The organism is Pseudomonas sp. JDS28PS106 (assembly GCF_036706555.1).
In the GTDB taxonomy this organism is placed as follows: Bacteria; Pseudomonadota; Gammaproteobacteria; order Pseudomonadales; family Pseudomonadaceae; genus Aquipseudomonas.
Window position 1 is genome coordinate 17,145 of the sequence record NZ_JBAJGT010000014.1, and the last position, 23,019, is coordinate 40,163.

The 23,019-nt window shown below is 56.2% G+C and carries 15 protein-coding genes, 1 other RNA gene and 3 pseudogenes; 9 read left to right on the top strand and 10 right to left on the bottom strand.

Annotated elements, in window-relative coordinates:
- The first annotated feature begins 392 nt into the window (after positions 1-392).
- The 9 genes from TRP66_RS19530 (at position 393) to TRP66_RS19570 (ending at position 12,863) form a co-directional block, all read left to right on the top strand.
- Positions 393-1,040 (top strand): hypothetical protein, encoded by a 648-nt coding sequence (locus TRP66_RS19530; RefSeq protein WP_333406083.1) that lies wholly within the window; start codon positions 393-395, stop codon positions 1,038-1,040.
- Between the two features lie 23 nt (positions 1,041-1,063).
- Positions 1,064-1,738: a hypothetical protein gene (locus TRP66_RS19535; protein WP_333406085.1), complete on the top strand. Its 675-nt coding sequence runs from the start codon at positions 1,064-1,066 to the stop codon at positions 1,736-1,738.
- Between the two features lie 322 nt (positions 1,739-2,060).
- Entirely contained in the window at positions 2,061-3,542 is a 1,482-nt protein-coding gene (locus TRP66_RS19540; protein ID WP_333406087.1) for a sigma-54 interaction domain-containing protein, read from the top strand.
- Between the two features lie 49 nt (positions 3,543-3,591).
- Positions 3,592-6,978: a type I restriction endonuclease subunit R gene (locus TRP66_RS19545; protein ID WP_333406338.1), complete on the top strand. Its 3,387-nt coding sequence runs from the start codon at positions 3,592-3,594 to the stop codon at positions 6,976-6,978.
- Positions 6,979-7,133: 155 nt separating this feature from the next.
- A complete protein-coding gene (locus TRP66_RS19550; RefSeq protein WP_333406089.1) occupies positions 7,134-8,738 on the top strand; it encodes a type I restriction-modification system subunit M in 1,605 nt (534 codons plus the stop codon).
- Positions 8,735-9,880, top strand: a complete 1,146-nt coding sequence (locus TRP66_RS19555; RefSeq protein ID WP_333406092.1) for a restriction endonuclease subunit S — start codon at positions 8,735-8,737, stop codon at positions 9,878-9,880. The genes TRP66_RS19550 and TRP66_RS19555 overlap by 4 nt, the downstream gene beginning before the upstream one ends.
- A gap of 74 nt (positions 9,881-9,954) precedes the next feature.
- On the top strand, positions 9,955-11,574 hold the full coding sequence (locus TRP66_RS19560) for an AAA family ATPase (protein WP_333406094.1): 1,620 nt from the start codon (positions 9,955-9,957) through the stop codon (positions 11,572-11,574).
- Complete coding sequence (locus TRP66_RS19565) at positions 11,574-12,446, top strand: hypothetical protein (RefSeq protein ID WP_333406096.1); 873 nt, start codon at positions 11,574-11,576, stop codon at positions 12,444-12,446. The genes TRP66_RS19560 and TRP66_RS19565 overlap by 1 nt, the downstream gene beginning before the upstream one ends.
- Positions 12,447-12,497: 51 nt before the next feature.
- A complete protein-coding gene (locus TRP66_RS19570; RefSeq protein WP_333406099.1) occupies positions 12,498-12,863 on the top strand; it encodes a hypothetical protein in 366 nt (121 codons plus the stop codon).
- On the opposite strand, the pseudogene TRP66_RS19575 reads toward TRP66_RS19570, so the two are convergent.
- The 10 genes and pseudogenes from TRP66_RS19575 to TRP66_RS19620 all read right to left on the bottom strand — a co-directional run.
- A pseudogene (locus TRP66_RS19575) lies at positions 12,805-12,975 on the bottom strand (integrase domain-containing protein); the annotation flags it as partial. The gene TRP66_RS19570 and the pseudogene TRP66_RS19575 overlap by 59 nt on opposite strands.
- Positions 12,953-13,312: a hypothetical protein gene (locus TRP66_RS19580; protein WP_333406101.1), complete on the bottom strand. Its 360-nt coding sequence runs from the start codon at positions 13,310-13,312 to the stop codon at positions 12,953-12,955. The pseudogene TRP66_RS19575 and the gene TRP66_RS19580, both read right to left, overlap by 23 nt.
- Positions 13,296-14,692, bottom strand: a pseudogene (locus TRP66_RS19585) (YfjI family protein). Before TRP66_RS19585 ends, TRP66_RS19580 begins: the two are co-directional and overlap by 17 nt.
- Before the next feature lie 961 nt (positions 14,693-15,653).
- Positions 15,654-16,910, bottom strand: a pseudogene (locus TRP66_RS19590) (integrase domain-containing protein).
- A gap of 187 nt (positions 16,911-17,097) precedes the next feature.
- Positions 17,098-17,489, bottom strand: a transfer-messenger RNA (tmRNA) gene (gene ssrA, locus TRP66_RS19595).
- A gap of 106 nt (positions 17,490-17,595) precedes the next feature.
- Positions 17,596-17,883, bottom strand: coding sequence for a hypothetical protein (locus TRP66_RS19600; RefSeq protein WP_333406103.1), 288 nt, complete (start codon positions 17,881-17,883; stop codon positions 17,596-17,598).
- Between the two features lie 243 nt (positions 17,884-18,126).
- Positions 18,127-18,798, bottom strand: a complete 672-nt coding sequence (locus tag TRP66_RS19605) for a LutC/YkgG family protein (protein WP_333406105.1) — start codon at positions 18,796-18,798, stop codon at positions 18,127-18,129.
- Positions 18,795-20,258, bottom strand: a complete 1,464-nt coding sequence (locus TRP66_RS19610; RefSeq protein WP_333406107.1) for a LutB/LldF family L-lactate oxidation iron-sulfur protein — start codon at positions 20,256-20,258, stop codon at positions 18,795-18,797. Before TRP66_RS19610 ends, TRP66_RS19605 begins: the two co-directional genes overlap by 4 nt.
- Complete coding sequence (locus TRP66_RS19615) at positions 20,255-21,079, bottom strand: (Fe-S)-binding protein (protein ID WP_333406109.1); 825 nt, start codon at positions 21,077-21,079, stop codon at positions 20,255-20,257. The genes TRP66_RS19610 and TRP66_RS19615 overlap by 4 nt, the downstream gene beginning before the upstream one ends.
- Positions 21,080-21,180: 101 nt before the next feature.
- Positions 21,181-22,881, bottom strand: a complete 1,701-nt coding sequence (locus tag TRP66_RS19620; protein WP_333406111.1) for a lactate permease LctP family transporter — start codon at positions 22,879-22,881, stop codon at positions 21,181-21,183.
- Positions 22,882-23,019: the final 138 nt, after the last annotated feature.

A 23,019-nucleotide genomic window follows, 5' to 3' on the forward strand; every position in this document is an offset into this window, starting at 1 on the left:
ATATTGCATGCCTGGTTTTTCAGATCTGCAGTGCTCTGCCGAATCTACTGGCTAAAAACACGTATATGCTGAATTTCAGCCATGGAAAATTACTCAAGGGCCGCGGTGAGCTAAAAATATGCCGTAGATAGCTGCTTTTTCAAGCTAATTACTAATCAGATTAAATGCTTGGAATACCATCTGAAATGGGATGCGTTCTGGCTTTCGACGGATGGCCTGGTTCAGTTATCCCCCAGTTCAGGACAGTTGTGTGAACCCTCCCGTTCGTTGGCGCAACGGCGTTGCTTAACATGCGTGGCAATCCTAACGCTAAAGGAGCTAGATATCTCGCCGATGCAGAGATTTCAGAGGGCTCCCCAGTATGTAGCCTTCCCTGCACAAAGGCTAAAACCATGGACGAGCGACAAGCGGAGCTACACGCGGCAATGGCACACGCGAACGAGATTGCCGAGCGGTACGAACAGGCCGTTCGAGTATTTGGTCAGCTATACAAGGTGCAGCGTTCTCTGCTCACCGGGACTACTCTGGGTCACTATCTGGGACGCTTGGACGATAGCGTAAGAGAGGCAGTTGGTCTAAACATCGATGCAGGATGGTTGCCTGAAGGCAAGGCATTTACCCAGCAGGAGTACTTGCATGCGCTTATACGCCGCGACAGCCTAGGTCGGCGTTTTCCAACCGTCGAGCACCTTCCTGTCCCGCTCTGGGGCGACGATGATGAGCCTGATGATGGAAGTGACTATCAAGCACTTGCTGACGAACTTCGTGAAGTGTGCCGTGATGCCTATTCTTCAATGCAAGAACTGCGCGAAATTATGGACGACGAGCCAACCGGTGAAGGTCTGCTCGATGCCCTGTATGCGTGGCCAACTGAAACCCACGAACCTGAAGGGCTGGTCGCAGAAGCATATGCGCTGCAAGACAATCTCTACCATGGCTGGCAGCGTTGCAAAGCTGCGGGTTTAGGCTTGCTCTGTATGGCGAACCAGTTGGGTGAGAAAGATTTGGATCATGATGCCGCCATTGCTTTGATGGAATGAAACAACACGTTAGGAAACGATGAATGAACGTAATGAACGTAATGCCCAGCTTGTCACTGTCCCCAGTTGGGCCGGTGAATGATGCTGGAGACGAAGTGCACTGCCGCCAAGGTGACCTTGACGGTGCCTGTGGCCCGTACAGCCTGATCATGGGCTTGATAGCAGCCGGAATTATTCGTAAAGAGGAAGTCGGTTACGGTTGTCTCAGCGATGGCCGTACCCGATTAGGGAAGTTTCAAAACCGGCTGCGCGAGTTTGGCGGTTTGATCACAGAGGGGACCGACGAGTTTGACTTGGACTGGTTGCACGAGTGCTTTACACGCCAGATCTCGGTGAGCACGGTAAAGGGAACCACGCGGCAGATTGTGGATAGCGTTGTCGAGGCTATAGATAGCAATCAGTCCGCGATAGTGGGGGTCGATTTCACAGGTGGTGGCGGCCACTGGGTATTGGTGGTGGGGTACCAGGGCCAGCAGGTGACAGACGAGCACGGAGAGGCGCGTGGAGCCACCACTCATCTGCTTTGTCTCGATCCGTTCCTGGAGGCTCCGCGCGTATCGCTGTGGAACGCGGTGCTTGAGGTTCAAACCGCAGACGGGGCAGTTGTGAATGCGGGGCGGTATCCAACCAATCACTGGGGGGGAATTGAACAGGTGAAGGTTCGGATGAGTGCGGGGATTTTGATTGGGCGACGGTGATGGGATATGAGTCGGCCAGCCGCTAGCTGACTGTACGTTGGTGGCTGAGATCAGTGTGCCGGGGTGATTTGAATAGGCATCCTATCTCTCGAAAAATGCTAAATAAAGTCTGGCGTGAGATTTTTGTGGAATACCATTTGGAATACCTCGTCCATCTGCCCGTCCTGGGATGGACTGTGTTTTAGTGATTGCGAATGCCGTTCACGCCCTCGAAAGCCCACCGTAAACCGGGCTCCTATTACAAGGGTGGGCATCCTGCATGTCAGCCGGTCTGGCTAAATGCTAGTATTCGCATCGAGATTTAGCCGGAGGAACAGGGATAGTGTCGAGTAAGCAGCGGGTCTTGATTTGCTGGGTTGGCGGCAACGATCTGAAAGCAGTAGGCGGTGGCGAGATTGGAGCGATCATGTCGACGTTATCGGCAGAAAAGTTTGATCGAGTTGATCTGCTTTGTTCGTATCCACCGGATCGTGTTGAGCCCTATCTTGCATGGCTCCGCAAGCGTGTTGATCTTCCCGTCCAGGCATACCATGAGACTTTGAGCTCTCCAGTTCATTTTGGAGATATCTATCAGTCCGCGAGCAAGCATTTGCAGCGTTTGTTTGCTGCTCGCATGAATCTGTCAATTTTGCTCAGCCCAGGCACACCTGCCATGCAGGCAGTGTGGATACTGCTGGGCAAAACCAGCTTTCCCGCAACCTTTTACCAATCCTCGCTTGAGCAAGGTGTGCAGCAGGTAGATGTGCCGTTTGAAATCGCGGCCGAGTACTTGCCTGCCGCCAGCGGCATGACGAGTAATAAGCTGCTGCGACTGGCAGACCACGATGCCCCAGGCAACGCGGCGTTCGATAGCATTGTCACGCAAAGTGCGCGAATGATGATGCTCAAAGCGCAAGCGAATGTGCTTGCGCAAAAGCAGGTCCCAGTCCTGATCTACGGTGAAACCGGAACAGGTAAGGAGTTGTTTGCCAGAGCCATCCACAATGCCGGCCCCCGTTCCGCTGCACCTTTCATCGCCGTTAACTGTGGAGCAATAGTCCCCGAACTCATCGACGCTACCTTGTTTGGTCATCGCAAAGGGGCGTTCACTGGCGCGGTTGAGAGCCGAGACGGCGTGTTCCAGCAGGCACACGGTGGCACATTGTTCTTGGACGAGTTCGGTGAGCTGAAACCAGATGTGCAAGTTCGGCTGTTACGGGTGCTGCAGAGCGGGACCTTTGTTCCGGTTGGCGCAAGCCAGGAGCAGAAGGTGGATGTGCGATTGATCACGGCTACTCATCGAAACCTCATGCAGGAAGTGGCGCATGGGCGATTCCGTGAGGATCTGTTCTACCGGACAGCCGTTGGGGTTATTCACTTGCCGCCGCTGAGAGAGCGGGAAGGAGATCTGTTCCTGTTGGCCGACTCGCTGCTTGCCAGCTTGGCCGAGCAAGACTTCTCGATGGCAGGTAAGAAAATTTCCGCTGAAGCAAAGAAACTTATCTTGAGCCACCCTTGGCGTGGCAACGTTCGCGAGCTTCAATCTGTGCTGCTTCGTGCCGCCTTGTGGAGTCAGGGCGATGTCATTGATGGGGCGGATATCGACCAGGCGCTGTTCCAGTTCCCTCAGAATCATGTGGACATTTGTTCCCGGGATGTTTCTCAAGGTATTGATTTGCAAGGGATAATTTCAGATCTTGCCAGTGGCTACCTGCGCAAGGCGCTGGCGCTGACGGGCCGTAACAAGACGCGAGCCGCCAGTTTGCTGGGCTTGAAAAGCCAGCAGACACTCAGTAATTGGATGGAAAAGTACGACGTCGAATAAACATTGGCATGGTCTTCGCTATAAGACCGACATGGATAAGATCGCTTATATGAAATCAGTCAATTTCGAATTCCTCCGGCCTGGCAACGAGTTGCTGGCAAATCTCGCTGGCTTGGCGGAGGCCGTACTTCACGTCGACCCGGGCAGTGCGCTCACGCGACTTCGTAGCTTTGCCGAAGAGATGACCAAGGTTATCTATAAGCATGAAACACTGCCCCGTGTGCCGCAGGCCACCTTTTACGAGCTGGTTAAGGATCCGGTCTTTGTCGACTGTGTAAGCAAGCCGCTGGTTTACCAGCTCAATTTTCTGCGTATTCAGGGGAACGACACCGCGCATGGAGGCGAAGGCGACCTGCGTAATGCGCAACAGGCCCTGAAGACGGCTTACCAACTGGCCATGTATATGGCCATGAAATATCAGGGCACCGCTCAAGCAGACATTCCTGAGTTTGCTGAGGTCCAGGACCCGACGGCGACTTTGGCCACGTTGCAAAAGACTGTTGCCACCTATCAAAAAGAGCTGAATCAGCAGCAGGAAGAGCTCCAGCGCGTGATGGACAAGCTGGAGCAAGAGCGGACCCGTAACATCGACAAGCTGGAGCGCCCAGCAGATGCCGAGCTGCACGTGCGACAGCAGCAGAGCCAGCAGGTTGCCGACAGCCTGCAATGGGACGAGGCGAAGACGCGGGCTTTGCTCATTGACGCCATGTTGCTTCAGGCTGGCTGGGACATCAGTAACCCTGAACAGGTCGGCCGCGAGGTGGAGGTCGACTTCCCAGGCAATACCTCCGGGAAGGGACGTGCCGATTACGTTCTTTGGGGTGACGACGGTCAGCCGTTGGCGGTTATTGAAGCCAAGCGGTCTGGCAACGTCAGCCTGCAGGCAGGGCGTGAGCAAGCACGCATGTATGCCGACGGATTCGTGAACATGGGCATGCGGCGCCCGGTAATCTTCTACAGCAACGGCTACGAGACTTTCGTCTGGGACGACAAGCAGTACAACACCTATCGCCCTGTGTATGGTCTCTACAGCAAGAGCAGCCTCGAATACTTGGCCTACCAGCGTCAGTACCGTATTGCCGAGCTTGAACAGCATAACCCTGAATTGAAAATTGCCGACCGCCCCTACCAGATTGAGGCGATCAAGACCGTTGCTGCGCATTTTCAGAAGCAACGTCGCAAGGCTCTGATCATTCAAGCTACCGGTACAGGCAAGACTCGTGTTGCCATTGCCCTGGCTGAACTGCTGCTACGTACCAGCTGGGCTAAGCGTGTGCTGTTTCTCTGTGACCGCAAGGAACTGCGAGTTCAGGCTGACGACGCGTTCAAGCAGAATTTGCCCAGTGAACCGCGCTGCGTCATTGGCGAAACCAACAAAGTGGATCAGACTGCGCGCATCTACATCGCTACCTATCCGGGGATGATGAACCGCTTTTCCCAACTCGATGTAGGTTTTTTCGACCTGATAATCGCCGACGAGAGTCACCGCAGTATTTACAACAAGTACCGCGATCTATTCGATTACTTTGATGCTCTCCAGGTTGGCCTCACCGCTACGCCAGTGAAGTTCATCAGCCGTAATACCTTCGACATCTTCGACTGCGAAACCACCGACCCTACCTTCGAGTTCGGGCTGGACGCAGCTATCAACAACGATCCACCTTATCTGGTGCCGTTCCGCGTCAAGGATCTAACCACCGATTTTCTACGTGATGGCATCCATTACAGGGATCTGAGTGAAGAGCAGAAGCACCAGCTGGAAGAAGACCTTGGCGAAGAGGAAGCCAAGCGCACTACCGTTGCCGGTAGAGATATTGGCCGCAAGATTTTCAGTGAAGATACAGATCGAATCATTCTGGAAAACCTGATCAACAACGGCATCAAGGATGAAACTGGCTCTCTGGTCGGTAAGACGATCGTCTTCGCCCAGCGCCAGGATCACGCCGAGCACTTGGAGAAGCTCTTCTGTAAGCTCTACCCGCAATATGGCGCTAAGGTCTGCAAGGTCATCCACAACGGCATTGCGCATGTGGACACTCTAATCAAGGAATTCAAGAAACCGGGCAACGATTTCCGAATTGCCATTTCGGTAGACATGCTGGACACAGGTATCGACGTGCCAGAAGTGGTCAATCTCGTTTTCGCCAAGCCAGTAAAGTCTTGGGTGAAATTTTGGCAGATGATTGGCCGAGGCACACGACTGCGACCCAACCTGTTCGGCCGTGGCAAGGACAAGGAAGAGTTCCTGATCTTCGATCACTACGGAAACTTCGACTTCTTCGAGCAGGAGTACCAGGAGCCGGAAGACACAGGCGGAAAGTCCCTTCTGCAGACCACCTTCGAGTCTCGCCTTGAATTGGCTCAGGTTGCGCTCAGGCTCAATCATGCTGCGGCTTTCGATACCGCTATTGAATTGCTGCGTGCGGATATCAACGATTTGCCAGAGACCAGTGTGGCGGTAAGGCGTGAGTTGCGCAACGTTCACCAATTGCAGCAGACCGATCTTCTGAAGCGTTTCGACGCTAAGACCCAGCACCTGCTCAGTGACACCATTGCGCCGCTGATGGCCGCTCGGGTTTTGAGTGACAAGCACGCCACTGCGCTGGACAAGCTTGTTGCCGGTATTCAGCGTTGTCTGGTGGAGCAGGCCAGTTGCTTCGAGGACGGAAAAGTTGTGCTGCTGGCTGAGCTGGATAAGCTGGCTGTGAACATCCAAGCCGTGCGCCAGAAAGATGCGATTCTTGCGGAGGTGCGCAGTGCCGATTTTTGGCAACAGCCGAGTATCGACAAGCTCGAGCGCGCCCGTAAGGAGCTGCGCGGCGTTATGAAATATCGGCAGACGGGAAGCTCTGCAAGCTACGGAACCGCGATTACCAAGGCTAAGGACGACAACGTACTGGCCGAAGAGCGTCGGGTTTACATCACTGGTGCCAACGAGGCCATGCTTTATCGTCGCCGACTCAAGGGTATTCTTGACGGCATGCTCGCAGCTAACCCTCTTTTGCAGAAAATTTATAAAGGTGAGCCGATTGCCGAGGCGGACCTGAAGACCCTGACCTCGACCATTCTGACCAGTCATCCGGGTGTAAGTCTGGATCTATTGAATGAGTTCTACGGCCGCACTGCAGCACAACTGCACGTGACTGTGCGCGAGATCATAGGTCTGGATTCTCAGGCTATTGAAGAGCACTTCAAAAGCTTCCTGCACGCCCATCCAACCCTCACAGCTCAGCAGGTGCGCTTCATGAACCTGTTGAAGAATTACATCGCCCAACACGGCAGCATTGTGATCGAAACACTGTACGACGCACCGTTCAACAGCATTTCCCATGACGGAATCGACGGCGTGTTTAAGCCGACAGATGTTGATCAATTGGTCGCGGTGCTTAAGCCATTTCTTCGCGAGACAAATTCTCCGCCTGGCAATCAGGAGTGACCATGCAAGCCAGCCATTGTACGAAGGATATGATTGCTATCACTGCAGTGCTCGCACTAGGCTCGGCGCTCCTGGGATACTCCGTTACGGCGTTGCGTCAGGGTAGGCAATTGCACAGCAACAACCCCGAATTATGACCAAGAGAAGTATTTGAAATGCTTACCGGCAAAATCCGCAACGATATCGACAAGCTCTGGGAAAAATTCTGGACTGGCGGTATCACCAACCCGCTGACCGTGATCGAACAGATCAGCTACCTGATGTTCGCTCGCATGCTCGACATGCAGGAAGACGTAGCCGAGCGTAAGGCCAATCGTACAGGCAAGTCTTTCGACCGCCTGTTCCCCAATACGCCGGAAGGCCAGCTGCTGCGTTGGAAGAATTTCCATCACCTGAGTGGCAAGGAGTTGCACAAGCATCTCAAACAGAACGTCTATCCGTACTTCACCAAACTGGGCAAGAAGTCCGATGCGGCGGATGGTCTGGGTGAGGAAGGCAGCACGCTGGAGGGCCTGGGCCATATCGGTGAATACATGCAGGACGCTGACCTGGAGATCAAGAACGAGTCAGTGCTGACGTCCGCCGTGGAGATGGTCAACGACTTGCCGCTGACCCAAAGCGACGTTAAAGGTGATATCTACGAATACCTGCTGAGCAAGCTCACCACCGCTGGCATCAATGGCCAGTTCCGTACACCACGCCACATCATCGATGCGATGATCGAGCTGATCGCCCCGCAGCCGACCGAGGTGATCTGCGACCCGGCCTGCGGTACCGCTGGCTTCCTCGCCCGCACCATGGAATACCTCAACCGCGTGTACTCCAGCCAGGAAGGCACCTTCACCGACGAAGATGGCAACCGGCACTACAGCGGCGATCTGCTCGAACCTTACCGCCAGCACATCAATACCCAGATGTTCTGGGGCTTCGACTTCGACACCACCATGCTGCGCGTCTCCAGCATGAACATGATGCTTCACGGCGTAAACGGCGCGAACATCCGCTACCAGGACTCCCTGAGCAAATCCATAAAGGAGCACTACCCGCGTCAGGAGCAGAACTTCTTCGACGTGGTGCTGGCCAACCCGCCGTTCAAAGGCAGCCTGGACGAAACCAATACCAACCCCGACGTGCTCGGCCTGGTGAAAACCAAAAAGACTGAGCTGCTGTTCGTCGCCCATATTCTGCGCTCGCTCAAGCTCGGTGGCCGCGCCGCTGTGATCGTGCCGGACGGTGTGCTGTTCGGCTCCAGCAAGGCCCACCAGCAACTGCGCCAGGAGCTGCTCGACAACAACCAGCTGGAAGGCATCGTCAGCCTGCCCAGCGGTGTGTTCAAACCCTACGCCGGCGTCAGCACCGCCATCCTGATTTTCACCAAGGGCGGTACCACCGAGCGCGTGTGGTTCTATGACCTGAAAGCCGACGGCTACTCGCTGGACGACAAGCGCACCGAGCTGAAAGGCGAGAGCAGCAACGACCTGCCCGACGCCATCGCCCAGTGGCACAAATACCGGCAGATGGTCGAGGGCACCATCAGCGCCAGCACCATCAATACCCTGTTCGGCGACAAGCGCAAAAAAGCCTTCGTTGTGCCGGCCGAAGATATCGCCGCCAACAAGTACGATCTCTCCATCAACCGCTACAAGGAAGTGGAGTACCAGCAGGAACAGTACGAAGACCCGAGGGTGATACTGCAACGCCTAAAAGTGCTGGAGCAGGAAATTCTGGCGGATCTGGATGAGCTGGAGGGGATGCTGTGAGTTGGTCTGCGCAAATGCTCGGTGAGCTTGTTGATGTAAAGGGTGGTGGCACGCCGAGTAAGTCCGTGCTTGAGTTCTGGGGCGGCACGATTCCTTGGGCATCGGTCAAGGATTTCAAGGGTGGAATTCTGGAAAGAACTGAAGACTACATAACTGAGCTGGCTGTTAGTGGCTCATCAACGAATGTTATTCCTGCAGGTAGTATCATCGTTCCCACCCGAATGGCTCTTGGGAAGGTTGCTATTAATGCAGTTGATATGGCGATAAATCAGGACTTGAAAGCTCTGCAGATTAGAGATCAGTCTAGGCTGTTGGCCCATTATCTGTTCCGCTTTCTAGAGTCTAAAGCCCAGTTCTTGGAAGAGCAGGGCAAGGGCGCTACTGTTAAGGGCATAACGTTAGATGTGCTCAAGGGCTTGGAAATCCCCCTCCCACCTCTGCCCGAACAAAAGCGCATCGCCGCCATCCTCGACAAGGCCGACGCCGTCCGTCGCAAACACCAGCAAGCCATCCAGCTCGCCGACGACTTCCTCCGCGCAATATTTCTCAACATGTTTGGTGATCCGGCGACAAATCCGAAAGGTTGGCCTGTATATAAAATGTCAGAAGTTATTGACTTCAAAGGAGGGAGCCAACCGCCAAAGGATACATTTGAGTACGAGGAAAAGGAAGGCTATGTCCGTCTTGTGCAAATTCGAGATTTTAGGACGGATAAGTTTAAAACCTATATTCCTGCGCACTTGGCAAGGCGTCGATTTGAAGTTGATGATGTGATGATTGGTCGATATGGTCCGCCAGTTTTTCAAATACTCAGGGGGCTTTCAGGGTCCTATAATGTTGCGCTGATGAAGGCTGTCCCTAAGAGCGGCGTCACGAAGGATTTTGTTTATAGGTTGCTTCAGCTTCCAACTTATCAGGATGCAGTAATTTCTAACTCTGAGCGCACGGCAGGGCAGTCAGGGGTCAATTTAGACTTACTTAATAGTTTAGATGTGCCTTTGCCTCCGATTGATGTGCAAATTTCTATGTCCCAAAAAATTAGAAAGATCGAGTGCTTTCTAAGAGAGCTAAAAATTCAGCTTGAAGATGCTGAGCGACTTTTTTCTTCGCTAAGCCAGAGTGCTTTCTCCGGTGATTTATAGGTGTTATAGCCAGAATAATTTTGAGTGGCAATTTTAGCCGTTTAGGGGCGGCTTCTTGAAAAAGGGAATTCGGAATGCGCATTACTAGTATCACGCTAGAGAATTTTCGCTCATTTAAACAGGCGCAGACGATTACGTTGGCCCCAGTTACTCTGCTGTTCGGTCCGAATAGTGTAGGCAAGAGCTCAATTCTTATGGCGCTTGCGTATATTCGGCAGATCCTGGGTTACGGGCATTGTGATCCCCAGCATCTTGACGCATTGGGTCGCAAAGCTATTGGTGGTTTTCGCTCTTTGGTTTACGGACAGGATACGGAGCGAAGTATTCGGATTCGGCTGGATTTTGAGTCAGGCAAAACGCCATTTAGCTATTACGACGCAGAAATCAGTGACATGCTTAATCATGTTCAAGCCAGCGTTGTGCTCATGGATGATTTTGGTGGAAATACAAGTCATGGCGCTGTTGAGCTTGAGATAGCATGGGCTGAGCGTTATCAGTGGGCCTATGTCCGTGAGTATCGTGTCTGGATAAATGATAGCTATATTGGGTGTGTTCACTCTAGTGAGGATAAAAATAATACGGCAATTGTTGAATTAAATACTAGGCATAAGCTATTACTGCCCTTGGACCATGAAGATCTCCGGGATTCTGGGCTGCCATTAAATGAGCAAGATGATATTTATACTGAGTTTGAGCGAATTGTATCGGATTTAAATCCGAATTCTAAGATGGAGCCTATGCCGGCTAATGTGGAAAGAGCAGGGCAAAGTTTTGTTAATCGAATTTCCCCAATCGCTCTTCATTGCAAATGGGGCGCGATACCTCCGTTAGGGCAGGAGGTTATTACAAATCTATATGGTCAAGAATTTGATGAGGCTGACGAGCACCTGAATTATCTGACTGTTCGCCAGGTGTTAAGTCAAGCATTTGTATTGCCGCTGGATAAGGTTCTGGCGTGTTTGGAAAATACTATTCAAATTGGGCCCCTGCGTTTGGTCCCGGATGCAGACTACATGCCGAACGCTCATCCAACCCAGTCGGATTGGGTTGATGGGGCGGCTGCATGGGATTTATTGCATCAGGACCCTATTCGGCAAACTGACATCGGCACTCTGATGAAAGAGGCAAATTTTTGGCTGGCCAACCCCGATAAGCTGAATACTGGTTACACACTCATTAATGAGTCGCTTCATCAGGTTCTGGATGGGGTGGCCACATCGGCGCCTGAAGTTAGTCGTCTTCTTCAGAAGCGGCATTTATGGTTCGTAGATCAGCGCGCTAATCTAAAGCTGAGTGCAAGTCAGCTGGGTACGGGTATTTCTCAGGTTTTGCCAATTATTGTTGCTAGTCACTATAGCCCTGCGGCAATGATTACTGTCGAACAGCCTGAGCTGCATATTCATCCGCGCTTTCAGGTTGAGCTGGCTGACCTATTTATTAGTACTTGTGATCGTCACTCTTATTTGATAGAGACACACAGCGAACATATAATCCTGCGGTTACTACGTCGTGTGCGTGAGTGTCACGAAAGCGGCGAAAGCTTGGGGCTGACTCCTGATCAGATTTCGATAACGTATCTTATTCCGTCGCCAGAAGGTGTTGTCGTGCAGCGGTTAGACGTTACATCAGACGGCGATTTTGAGCAGAGGTGGCCTGGAGGTTTTTTCGATGAGCGTGATGCGGAGTTGTTTTAATGTACAAGGAAGTAGCTCTTAATCCTTCTTGTCTTAGTGGCTTTGAATATTATTCATTGCTCAAGCAGCAGTTCGGTTTTGATAAGGGGAAATACCTCGCAGCTGATCGAAGAGCATGGGCGCAGGAAGCCATGGTAGCTGTAAAACAGGCTGGTCTCTCGGCTGTTCGCGAACAGTCGATAAAAAATTATTTGAATAAGTTGCCTCGCTCTAGAGAACGGGATGAGTTTTTGCTGGCACCAGATAGGCAGAATGTCCAAAGCCAGAGCTGGTCATCTTGGCTTGATAACCAGGCGCAGATACGCCCGTTCGATTTTACCGTTTCAGAGCCGGCCCATAATGGCGCCATTGATATAAATGCTATTAACAATGGATTTCCAGGATGGAGTGTGCCGGCTTCGCTTTCGGTCCCGCGCACGGCTGTCGCCATCGTTGATGCTGTGCGTGGGTTGTTGCGTCTCTCTACAGAAATAATATTAATTGATCCTTACTTTCGTCTTGCGGAAAATCAGACGCTTTTTGAGTTTTTTAGGGGGCTGCAAGAAACATCGGCCAGATCTATTTGCGTTGTAAGCACTATCAATACCGCCGACCCTCAGCGAGTGTATCAGCGCGAGTATCTTGCCACTAACGGGAGGGGTGTTGGTTTGGAGTGGGTCGTAGCTCCCGATCAATTTTTCCACGACCGATATTTGCTCACAGATGCCGGCGCAGTCCGTGCCGGGCATGGCTTCATGAGCGATGTAGTGAAAGGAGTACATGCAGATCTCCTCAACTTGAATCTAATTGGTGTTGAGGAGGCAGAGAGAACAAAGCAGTCTTTAAAATCTCTGCTCGAAGCGGGAAGAGCCACGAGAATTACTATCGTTTGATAGCACTCTGGAGGCTGGGCTATTTCTTAATAGTTACGAAGGGACTCACCGTTGAAACTGATCGCCAACCGAATAAATGGGGTACAACTACGGGGTCTGCTGCCTGCGCTGCCTGCAGGCGTTGAGGTGGATGGTGTATTGGCTGCTGTGGCTTATGGCAGCAGTGCATCCGATATCACACAGGACCTTGTCGGGCATTGCGTGGCCAACAAGCTTCGCCTGGATCTGTGGATGCGCTACGACCATACCGTGCCCGTCTCGGTGGAGCTGCTCAAGCGGTTGCTCAAGCATCAAAAGGATAACGTCTTCACGCGTTTCGTCCCGGATCGCTTTCATCCCAAGATCATTTGGTGGAAAGGCCATCCTCTGACCGGCACCAGCGCACGAATGCTTGCCAGCGATCGCCATGCGCTTTGACAGTGGCGAAGTGGCCGCCGGCAAACAGTTCCTCCAGTGCCTGTCGGCCGGCGTAGCTCAGTTGGCGGCCATAGCCAAAGTTACGGCCGTCACGCCGACCGACCAATGCCATCTTCTTCACCGTGTGCAGTCGTTTGTAGAAAGAGCAACAAGGCTTTCCAGTGGGGGCTGATACTGTCCAATTGCCTCCAGTGTGCTGGGCGGATGAGGAGGGCGTTTTCGTTGTGTTTCAGCAGAGCCCCTTCTTCTTGCAACTGCTCGATGAGCCGAGCGAGATCGATGGGCTCAGATGTTGGAGTGGCGACAACGGCGACACTGGCGACAACCTTCGCCGTGCCTGGTGTGGTACGTGGCGACAAAGTGGTGACAGTCGCGGCGAAACACGTCAACTCCTTCGGCGACCGGTGTTGTGCCAGGTAGCGGTGCACGGCGTCATTGAGGCGGAACATGGCGCACCTCGAATATGTCTCCGACGTTACTTAACCACTGATGAGTAATCAGCTCTATCAGCAACGCGGCGGTGTGTCGTGTGCTTTTGCGGGCAAAGCGAGGGCCATTACGGGTGAGATCGCGGATGCGGAATGGTGGCCAGTTCTTCTGTATCAGCCAGCGCAGCAGGCAATCGGCCTCTGCCCGGAGCTTATTCAGTGGTTCCTGTTCGGTCAGGCGCTGGATCTCGGCCAGGTAGTAGTCCATCAGCGAAGAGGCGCGCTGGATGTGCGGTTCCTCCAAAACAGTCGACTCCTCAACCATTGCCAACACGCCAGCCATGCGCAGAACATTCGCGGCGGCTTTGCCGCAGCAGCTTGCACGTTGACCAGCTCGCCGAATTCCCCGGACTCGCATTCAATGGTGTCGTGAATTGCAATCCAGGCCTCACGGGCACGAGGGCTCAACTCCAGGATTGCAGGGTTGAGACCGCCGTCGTTATGGCGTGACCAGGGCTTCTGCATCAGCGCGGCAACGCGTTGCTGGTACAGTCGCACCTTCGGATCTCGTGTTAGGTCGACCGCTTTGTATAGCCGCTCTCCAACCAGACGCTCGGGCCAGCTGATCAGGCAGCGCCCCAAGATGCCTTGGTCTTTGACATCAGCATCTTGAAGTAAGCGGTCGGCCAGGCGAGGTTGAAGCATCAAATGCATGCTGAGGCGGCGATCATAAGCACGCAGACTTTCCCCAGCCATCGCGCGCGATCGATCAATCGGGCTGCCGTCCCATAGCGTCGAAAAATGAGTGATCGCTTTGATCATATTGTCCTTGCTCATGGTGCTGCCGCCCAAAAACTGGCCGCCTTCATCACTGAACAGACCCATGCTGGGCAAACCGTGGCACAGGCTTTTGACCAGGCCCTCAATGGTCGGCTCACCACTGAGGAGTCTCGGTTAGACGGGTTCAGGTTGGGCGTCCAGCGCTAGCTGTGCTGACTTTTTCGAGGTCGGTGATTTTGCGGTGATGTTCATTGCAGCGCGGTGTGTCTTGAGCTGTTCGCCATAAGCGATCCACTGCTGTCTCTCCCAGTCGCGTACAGACTGCAGAGCTACGTGGTCCACTGCACTTTTGCGATCACCCGAGCAAGCTACTGTCAGCAAGTACAGCGACAACGGATAGATTCGGCCGTCGAGGTGGACATTGGCGTGCGCCTGGCTCGCCAGGGCCGCCGTGGCCAGAACGGACTGTGCGGCCATGGCGCAGGGTACGCCGATCACATCGGCCATGCGGTCCACGGCAGGTCCTAGTAAGTCGCCCAGCGCTGCGGCTGGGTAGGGCAGGGGCGTTATCTGCTGTTCCAGCAAGGGGCGTGGTGGGCCCTGGACTTCGCGCAACTGCATAGCAATCCTCCAGAAGTTACCGATCTCTCCCTCACGTCATCCCGCCAAGAATGCTGAGTGTTATCAGGGATCAAGGCCCCTGCGACCTGTGAGGGTGTCCACTGACGCGGGACTGACGGCTCCTTACGACCGGAAGCTAGGGCATCTCATGATCTGGCCTCCTGAGCACCGTTACCGGTGGGCGGGTGGAGGCTGCACTGGCTGACGAGACCAGTGCCGCAAGATCCTGAGCCGAGTGAACGCAGCAATGCGATGACCGGGGCATGCCTGACTGTCAGTCAGGTGCAGTCCATTCCTTGGTCTGCGGCACCATCATCTGCAGCGCTGTTGCTGGTGACAGCGGCGTTTGTCACGCCGATTGTCACGAGGAGGATTGCCGCAAAGCCTTGTGCGATGCGGGCTGCAGCAGTGTTAGAAGCGCCCGTCTCTTTTCTGGAAAAGAGACGGGCGAACGGTTGGCGCAAAACGTTAGCCGAGCAGGTTCATTGCTGCAGGACTTAAGGGTTAGCGGGTTGCCGCACTCGACGGATCGTTTAGAGGGCGTCCATCACTCTGGCGAATGACCGTACGAGCCTCCGGGCGCGAATCGCACTTGGGGTGAACCACCGTGTTAGCGGCATGACCTTGAAGGCTCTGGTCATCTGGGGTGCTGCCGAAGGCAGCGCTTTGAACCTTCGTTCTATCGGTCTCGGGGGCATGGGTCAATTGGGGGGGGCGTACGAAAATGCGCCAGACTTATGCTATGGCGTGCCTTGGATGTCGGCGGAAGTCAGTGGCAAAGTGGCCGTTCGTCGCTTTTCTAGTGTTAGCCCGTGAGCACGGGGATGCGAAGCCTCCCCGTGCTCACGGGCTTAGCCGGAGAGGCAGAAAGCGAGGCGAGTTGGCGACTGTCGCCATCAGCTCAGCCGGCGAGGGTGTGGGCGCCACGCAGGATGTCGCCAGTGTCGCCGTTGTCGCCACCCTATCGGATCGGTACTACGTTCCGATCCCTGGTCAAATTCATCGCGATGGCCGAGAGATTACCCGTCGACGCCTTTAGTATGTACTCGCTCCACCAAGCCATCATCGGCCGCCGGCGCTCGATGTAGTCGGCTCGGTTGTAGGCGCTGCGCACCTCATCCTTGTCGACGTGCGCCAGTGCGACCTCAATAAGCTCCGGGTCCCACCCATGTTCATTCAAGATGGTGCTGGCCATCGAGCGCATGCCGTGGCTGACCAAACGATCTTGGAAGCCCATGCGTTTCAACGCCATGTTAGCGGACTGGCTATTGGCATGAGTTCGTGGGTTTCGGTCTGCCGGGAAGACGTATTCGCGATGGCCGCTGTGAGTCTTCAGTGACTCCAGCAGTGCGACAGCGTGATCGCTCAACGGGATGCTGTGTGGGCGGCGCTTCTTCATCCGCTCCGGAGGGATAGTCCAGACACGCCTTTTAAAATCGATGTCTGCCCAGCGAGTAGTCGCCGCCTCGGCGGGGCGAGTCATCGTGTGCAACTGCCATTCGATCAGGCAGCGGGTGGTGCGTTTGATGCTGGCGTTCGCGATCTCCAGCATGAGCTCGGGGAGCTCTTCGGGTGGAAGCGCAGCCATGTTCTCTTTCTTGGGCTTTTTGAAAACCGCCCTGATCCCGCTGAGCGGGTTGGCGAAGATCAGGCCGGAATTTACACCGTAGGTCATGATCTCGTTTAGCCGCTGGCTAAGCCGTTTGACCGTCTCCAGGCTGCCTTTCGCTTCTATTGGTCGAAGCAATGCGATCACCATCGGCGCGGTGATTTTCGTCAGTGGTGTCGTCCTCAAGTCGGGGAATACATGCAGCGAGAGCGACCGCCAAATGTCCTCGGCGTAGGCCGGGGTGACCGAGTCTTTTTTGAGCTCGAACCAGGCGGTGGCCACGTTCTCGAAGGTGTGTTCCGTTTCTGCGCGCTTGGCTTCATTCAACGTATTGCGCTGCACCTTCGGATCGATGCCTTGGGCGAGCAGCTCGCGCGCTTCGACTGCCTTTTTTCGTGCGTTCGCCAGTGACAGTTCGGGATAGGTCCCGAAGCCGATGTTGATGCGCTTTTTGGTCACCGGTTCGCGGTAGTTGAAATTCCACAGCAACGAGCCGTTGCTGCGTATGCGGAGCTGCAAACCGTCGCAGTCAGTGAGGACGTAATCCTAGGACGCGGGTTTGACTCCCTTGAGCTGTCGATCGGAGAGGCGGAGGTTTTGAGCAGGCATGAGATTCTCCTCAGGCACTGATTCGGTATTCCAAAGATTAGCACCGAGTGAGGTGGAATACCGCCTGGAATACCCGAACGGTTGGAACTCAAAAACTCTCAAAAGACCGAAAAAGCACTGGAAGCCGCGTATTTACTGGGTTTCAGGCACAAAAAAAGACGCCCTAAGGCGTCTTCTCTTCATCATTTGGTGGAGCCGGGGGGATTTGAACCCCCGTCCGCCAGTACTCCGCTGTCGGTACTACATGCTTAGCCGTGTCTATTAAGTTAACCCTCAGCGACCCGACGGGCAGGGTGCTTTGGGCGAGTTGTGTAAGTTTTAGTCGCGTCGGCCACAACGTCCTAAGCGACGATCCTGTTCTGTATGACAATCATTTCGGGTTTACAGGCATCCCCTGATGATTGCTGGAGCCGAAGCTACCAGAAGGAAGGCTAGCGCCGCTTACGCAGCGAGAGCGGATTCCTCGTATTTTTCGTCATTGGCAACTATAGAAAGTTGCAACAGTGGATTTACGAGTTCTGTTACCAACTCGGCATGCACCTAAAGTTTCATCACCGGCGTCGAATCCTAATCGGCCCCGAGACCGCTTTCGCAGTCGCTGGGCGGAGTGTACGCCTTTTGTCATGGCGCGTCGACCCGTCCAGTCAATCGGTGAGGCCAGCCCGGCGGCTGGCCTGGCAAGTGGTTACTTGCTGGCACCTTCGCTGCCCGAACCGATGTTCTTCAGCTCGGTGATGCTTTTGGTGGTCAGTTCCACGCAAGTCTTGTCGTCGCCCTTGGCTTTGGCGGCGGTGGCGTCTTGCTCGGTCTTGGCCAGCGATTCCTTGAGCTCTGGGCTCAGGTTCGCGTTGGTGGAAACCTGGGCGTCCTTGATGGTCTGCAGGTTGCTGCCACACAGATCGTCGGCGGCGAATACTGGCGAAGCCAGCAGTGCGGCGCTCAGGAAAAGTCCGGAAAGGGCGGTACGCTTCATGTGTATCTCCTCATAGCCTGTGGACTCGGTAGGGCGCAGGGCCGGTTGCCGAGATGGTTGAAAGCCCTGTCTACACCCCGGGCCTATGAAGATGGACTGTCCGGCAACGCCGGGGTTCTATTTTATTTTCTGGATCATGTGAAATAGCCACTTTGCTAGCAATTTGCACCGAAACGGGGCGTTTTCGGTGCATGTTGCATGGATGTCGGCAATATCCCAAGTGCGCGGCATGCGCTTCTGAACTCAGGCGTCCTCGACGATAAGTACGAGAAGATCTTTCGGTCCATGGGCGCCGTATGCGAGCACTTGTTCGATGTCTGCGGTCTTCGAGGGGCCGGAGATCAGCAGTGCATTGGTCGGCATCCCTGCGGCCCAGTTCTGGGCCTGTTGGGCTTCATAAAGGTTGTCGTGGATTTCGCTGGCCTTGAGCAGGGCGAAGTGCACGGGCGGCACCAGGCTCATGAGACGCGGTTCTTCGCGGGTCGGCCAGACGATCAGGCTGCCGGTCGCGGCGATGGCGCCGCGGGTGGCGGTGAAGCTGGCCGGGGTGTCGTCGAACAGTTCGGTTTTCCATTCCTCGATGGGGCGGTCGTAGGCTTTGAGCAGGGCTAGTTGCGGATGCTGTGACCAGTGCTCGCTGACTCGCTGGCCATGGGGCGTGGTCGGCGCGATCAGCAGGCTGGGCAGTTGGCGCTCGGTGACCAGTTCGGCCAGGCGGCTGGGCCATGTCTGTTCAGTGCACAGGTGGATTTCGGTATGGACCGCTTCCATTAGGGTGCGCAGTCGGGCGATGCGGTCTTCGGCAGCGTAGCGCCACGGTTCGGTGACCAGCGCTTCGTCGAAGTTGTCGGCGATGGGCGTGGTGCCTTGCAGGCTGTGGCGCAGCTTGGCGAGGATGTTTTCTCTGGCGCTCATGGTTTTTCTTCCCGCTGGGTGGACAGGTGCTCGCGAGCCATTTCATGCAGGGAGCGGGCGGCGGGCTTGGGGGCGCTGTGGTTTTGCGTCCAGGGGCCGACATTGCCGGGTGTCAGGTTGCGCAGTCGGGTCGCCATGCTCAGGAATGCGCGGTACAGGGTTGGCGAGGTGTTGAGCCGCGCCCAGGCGTTCCAGATCAGCCGCTCCTTGCGCGAGTACTTGCTGCCTTGGTCGCGCATGACGCGATTGGGTGCGTCCGGTGCCTTGACGTTTTCTTCGCGCAGTCTGCGCAGCAGCGCGGGGATCGGAATCTTTACCGGGCAGACTTCGCCGCAGGCGCCGCATAGCGAGGACGCGCTCGGATGGTCCGGCACCTTCCTCAAGCCGGCCATGTGCGGGGTGATGATTTTGCCGATCGGGCCGGGGTAGACCTCGCCATAGGTATGGCCGCCGACCCGGGTGTAGACGGGGCAGTGGTTCATGCACGCGCCGCAGCGAATGCAGTTGAGGGTCTGGCGCAGTTCGCTGTCGGCGAAAGCCTGGCTGCGGCCATTGTCCAGCAGCACCAGGTGGACTTCTTCGGGGCCGTCCAGCTCATGGGGCTTGCGCGGGCTGGAGATCATGTTGACGTAGGTGGTGATGGGGATGCCCAGCGCCGAGCGGGTCAGCAGGGACAGCAGCGGCACGGTGTCTCGCAGGTTTTCCACAACTTTCTCGATGCCGGTCACGGCGATGTGCACCGGTGGCACGCCGGTGACCATGCGCCCGTTGCCTTCGTTTTCCACCAGCAGCAGGGTGCCGGTTTCGGCGACGGCGAAGTTGACCCCCGAGACGCCGATGTCGGCTTCGAAGAATTTCTGGCGCAGCACGCGGCGGCCGATCTGGATCAGTTGATCGACGTCGGTGGTGTGTTCGACGCCGAGTTTGTTGTGGAACAGGTCGGCCACTTGCCGGGCGTTCTTGTGGATGGCGGGCATGATGATGTGCGAGGGCTTTTCGTGGTCCATCTGCACGATGTATTCGCCCATGTCGGCTTCCAGGCACTCGACGCCGCGCTGGCCGAGGAAGTCGTTCATTTCCATCTCTTCGCTGACCATCGACTTGCCTTTGATGACCTGGCGAGCCTGGCGCGCTTCGACGATGGACAGCACGATGGCGTTGGCTTCGTCGACGGTTTCCGCCCAATGCACCTGGACGCCATTGCGGGTCAGGTTGCGCTCCAGCTTTTCCAGTAGTTCAGGAAGTTTCGACAGGGCGCGGGCGCGGATCGCGTTGCCCAGCGAGCGCAGGTCTTCGCGTTCTTCAGGGTCGCTGAAGGCGACGGCGCGCTTGGTCATCAACGAATCCATGGCGCGGCGGAAGTTGCCGCGAAGCTGCGCGTCTCCCAAGGCCTTGTGCGCTCGGGCGCGGAAGTCCGGCGCTTCGATTTCCAGGGTCGGAATGCGGGTTTGCATGTTCATCGCTCACCTCCGGTTCGTTGCCACAAAAAGCTCGCCAGGTGCTGACCGCGCAGCGACTCCCGCTGTTTTTCCAGCGCGCCATTGATGTTCATGAGGCAGCCGCAGTCGGCTGCGAGGATCTGGTCGGCGCCGGTTTCCTTCAGGGCGCGGGTCTTGTCGACGACCATCGCGCCGGAAATGTCCGGCATGCGTACGCTGAAGGTCCCACCGAAACCGCAGCATTCGCTTTCATGGTCATGATCGACCCGCTCGACGTTGCCCAACTGGGCGAGCAGTTCGCGGGCGTGCAGATGCGTGTTCATTTCGCGGCGTGCCGAGCATGAGGTGTGCAGGGCAATGCGGGTGGGCTGGCCTTGGTCGTTGAGTCGGGTCTTGCACACCAGCAGCAGGAACTCGGTGAGTTCGAAGGTGCGCTCGGCAAGCCGGCGGGCGCGTTCGAGGTTTTCCGGCTCGTCCTTGAACAGCTCCGGATAGTGTTCGCGAAACATCCCTGCGCAGGAGCCGGACGGCACGACCACCGGGTAGTCTTCGGCGAACAGCGCCAGTTGCGCGCGAGCCACGTCGCGGGCTTGTTCGGTGTAGCCGGAGGTGTAGGCCGGCTGGCCGCAGCAGCTCTGTCCTTGGGGGTAATTGACGCGGATGCCTTCGCGCTCCAGCAAGCGGATCGCATCCATGCCAGCTTCAGGGAAAAACAGGTCCACCACGCAGGTGCCGAACAGGTACACCTCGCGGGGTTTCTCGGCAGGATACTGACGCGGCGCCCGGCGCGGCGGCGCGACGCGGGTCGCATTGGGTACAGCGTTGTAGAAAAGCTCACTCATCAGGTCTTTCTCCGGGTTGGCCCGGTTATCCGCCCGGCAGGCCGAGCGGTGTGAATGGCTGACGCCGGCTGGACTGCGCCGGCGCCAGATGACACCTCGCGTCAGTGCACCAGCATGCCGGTGAACCAGTACGCCTGGGCGTAGGTCATGCAGCCGATAATGGTGGCGAAGAACAGGCTGTGTTTCAGGGTGAAGCGGAACAGGTCCGACTCCTTGCCGACCAGGCCGGTCGCTGCGCAGGCGACGGCGATGGACTGTGGCGAAATCATCTTGCCGGTGACGCCGCCTGTTGAGTTTGCGGCCACCATCAGCGTGTCACTGACGCCGACCTGATGCGCGGTGGTCGCCTGCAGCGAGCCAAACAGCGCGTTCGAGGAGGTATCCGAGCCGGTGAGGAACACGCCGAGCCATCCCAGGAACGGCGAGAAGAACGGGAACGCGGCGCCAGTACCGGCCAGCACCAGCGCCAGGGTCGAGGACATGCCCGAGTAATTCATGACGAAGGCGAAGGCCAGCACCATGCCGATGGACAGCACCGCCCAGCGCAGCTCGATGAACGTCTCCTTGAAAGTAGTCAGACCGGTTTTCGGCGTGATGCGCAGCACCAGCATCGCCAGGATCGCGGAAAACAGAATCGCGGTGCCCGAAGCGGCGATCAGGTCGAACTTGTACACCGCCGGCATGGCGGTGGCGTTGGCGACGATGGGCGCGGTCTTCATGACCAGTTGATCCAGATAAGGCACCGGAATGTTGAAGGTCCAGGCCTGCATGGCGCCGCCGGGCAGGAACATGGCCTTGAACGGCTTGAGCGTCCAGATCGTGACCATGACGGTGAGGATCAGAAAAGGCGACCAGGCCTTGATGATCTGTCCGATGCTGTACGGCGATTTGATCGCCGCGCGTGGCTGTTTGAAGCCGCCGGGTGCGCCGCCTATCATGGCTGCCGAGCCGCCGCTGACCACGACAGTGTCGGTGTCGGACGCGCGTTGTGGCTGCCAGACGCGCAGGAACAGCGTCAGCGACACGATGCTGACTAGCGCCGAGGTGATGTCCGGCAGTTCAGGGCCGATGAAGTTGGAGGTCAGGTACTGGGTGACCCCGAAGCTGGTCCCGGCAACCAGCGCTGCCGGCCAGGTTTCCTTTACGCCGCGTACGCCGTCCATCATGAACACCAGCCAGAACGGCACGAATACCGAAAGGAATGGCAGCTGTCGCCCGGCCATGGCGCCAATCTTGAAGGCGTCGATACCCGAGACCTGGCCGGCGACGATGACCGGAATCCCCAGTGCGCCGAAGGCCACGGGCGCGGTGTTGGCGATCAGACACAGGCCTGCCGCGTACAGCGGATTGAGGCCCAGGCCGACCAACAGGGCGGCGGTGATCGCCACCGGTGCGCCGAACCCGGCCGCGCCTTCCAGGAAAGCGCCGAAGCAGAAGGCAATCAACAACACCTGAAGGCGCTGGTCGTCGGTGATGGAGGTCACCGAGCTGCGGATGATTTCGAACTGCCCGCTCTTCACCGTCAGCTTATAGAGAAACACCGCGGCGACGATGATCCAGGCGATGGGCCACAGACCGTAGGCAAACCCATAGACAGCGGATGCCAGCGCTTTGTCGACAGGCATCCCGAAGGCGAAGATCGCCACCAGCACCGACAGCGCCAGAGTGATACTGCCCGCGATATGTCCCTTCAGCCTGAACACCGCCAGTGCCAGGAAGAAGAAAATGATGGGGATGAGCGCAGCGGCGGCGGATAAGCCCAGGCTGCCCAGAGGTGTATAGAGTTGTTGCCAAGTCTGCATGTATGTGGCCCCTAATTGTTGTTGGTTAGGCCCGGTGTCTGTGTCAGCGCGACTTCGATCTGGCATGCCGGTCAGGGATGTCCTATCGAAACTGACGTCGAAATCGCACAGCTCACCAGCTCAAGCCGCCCTTTGGCG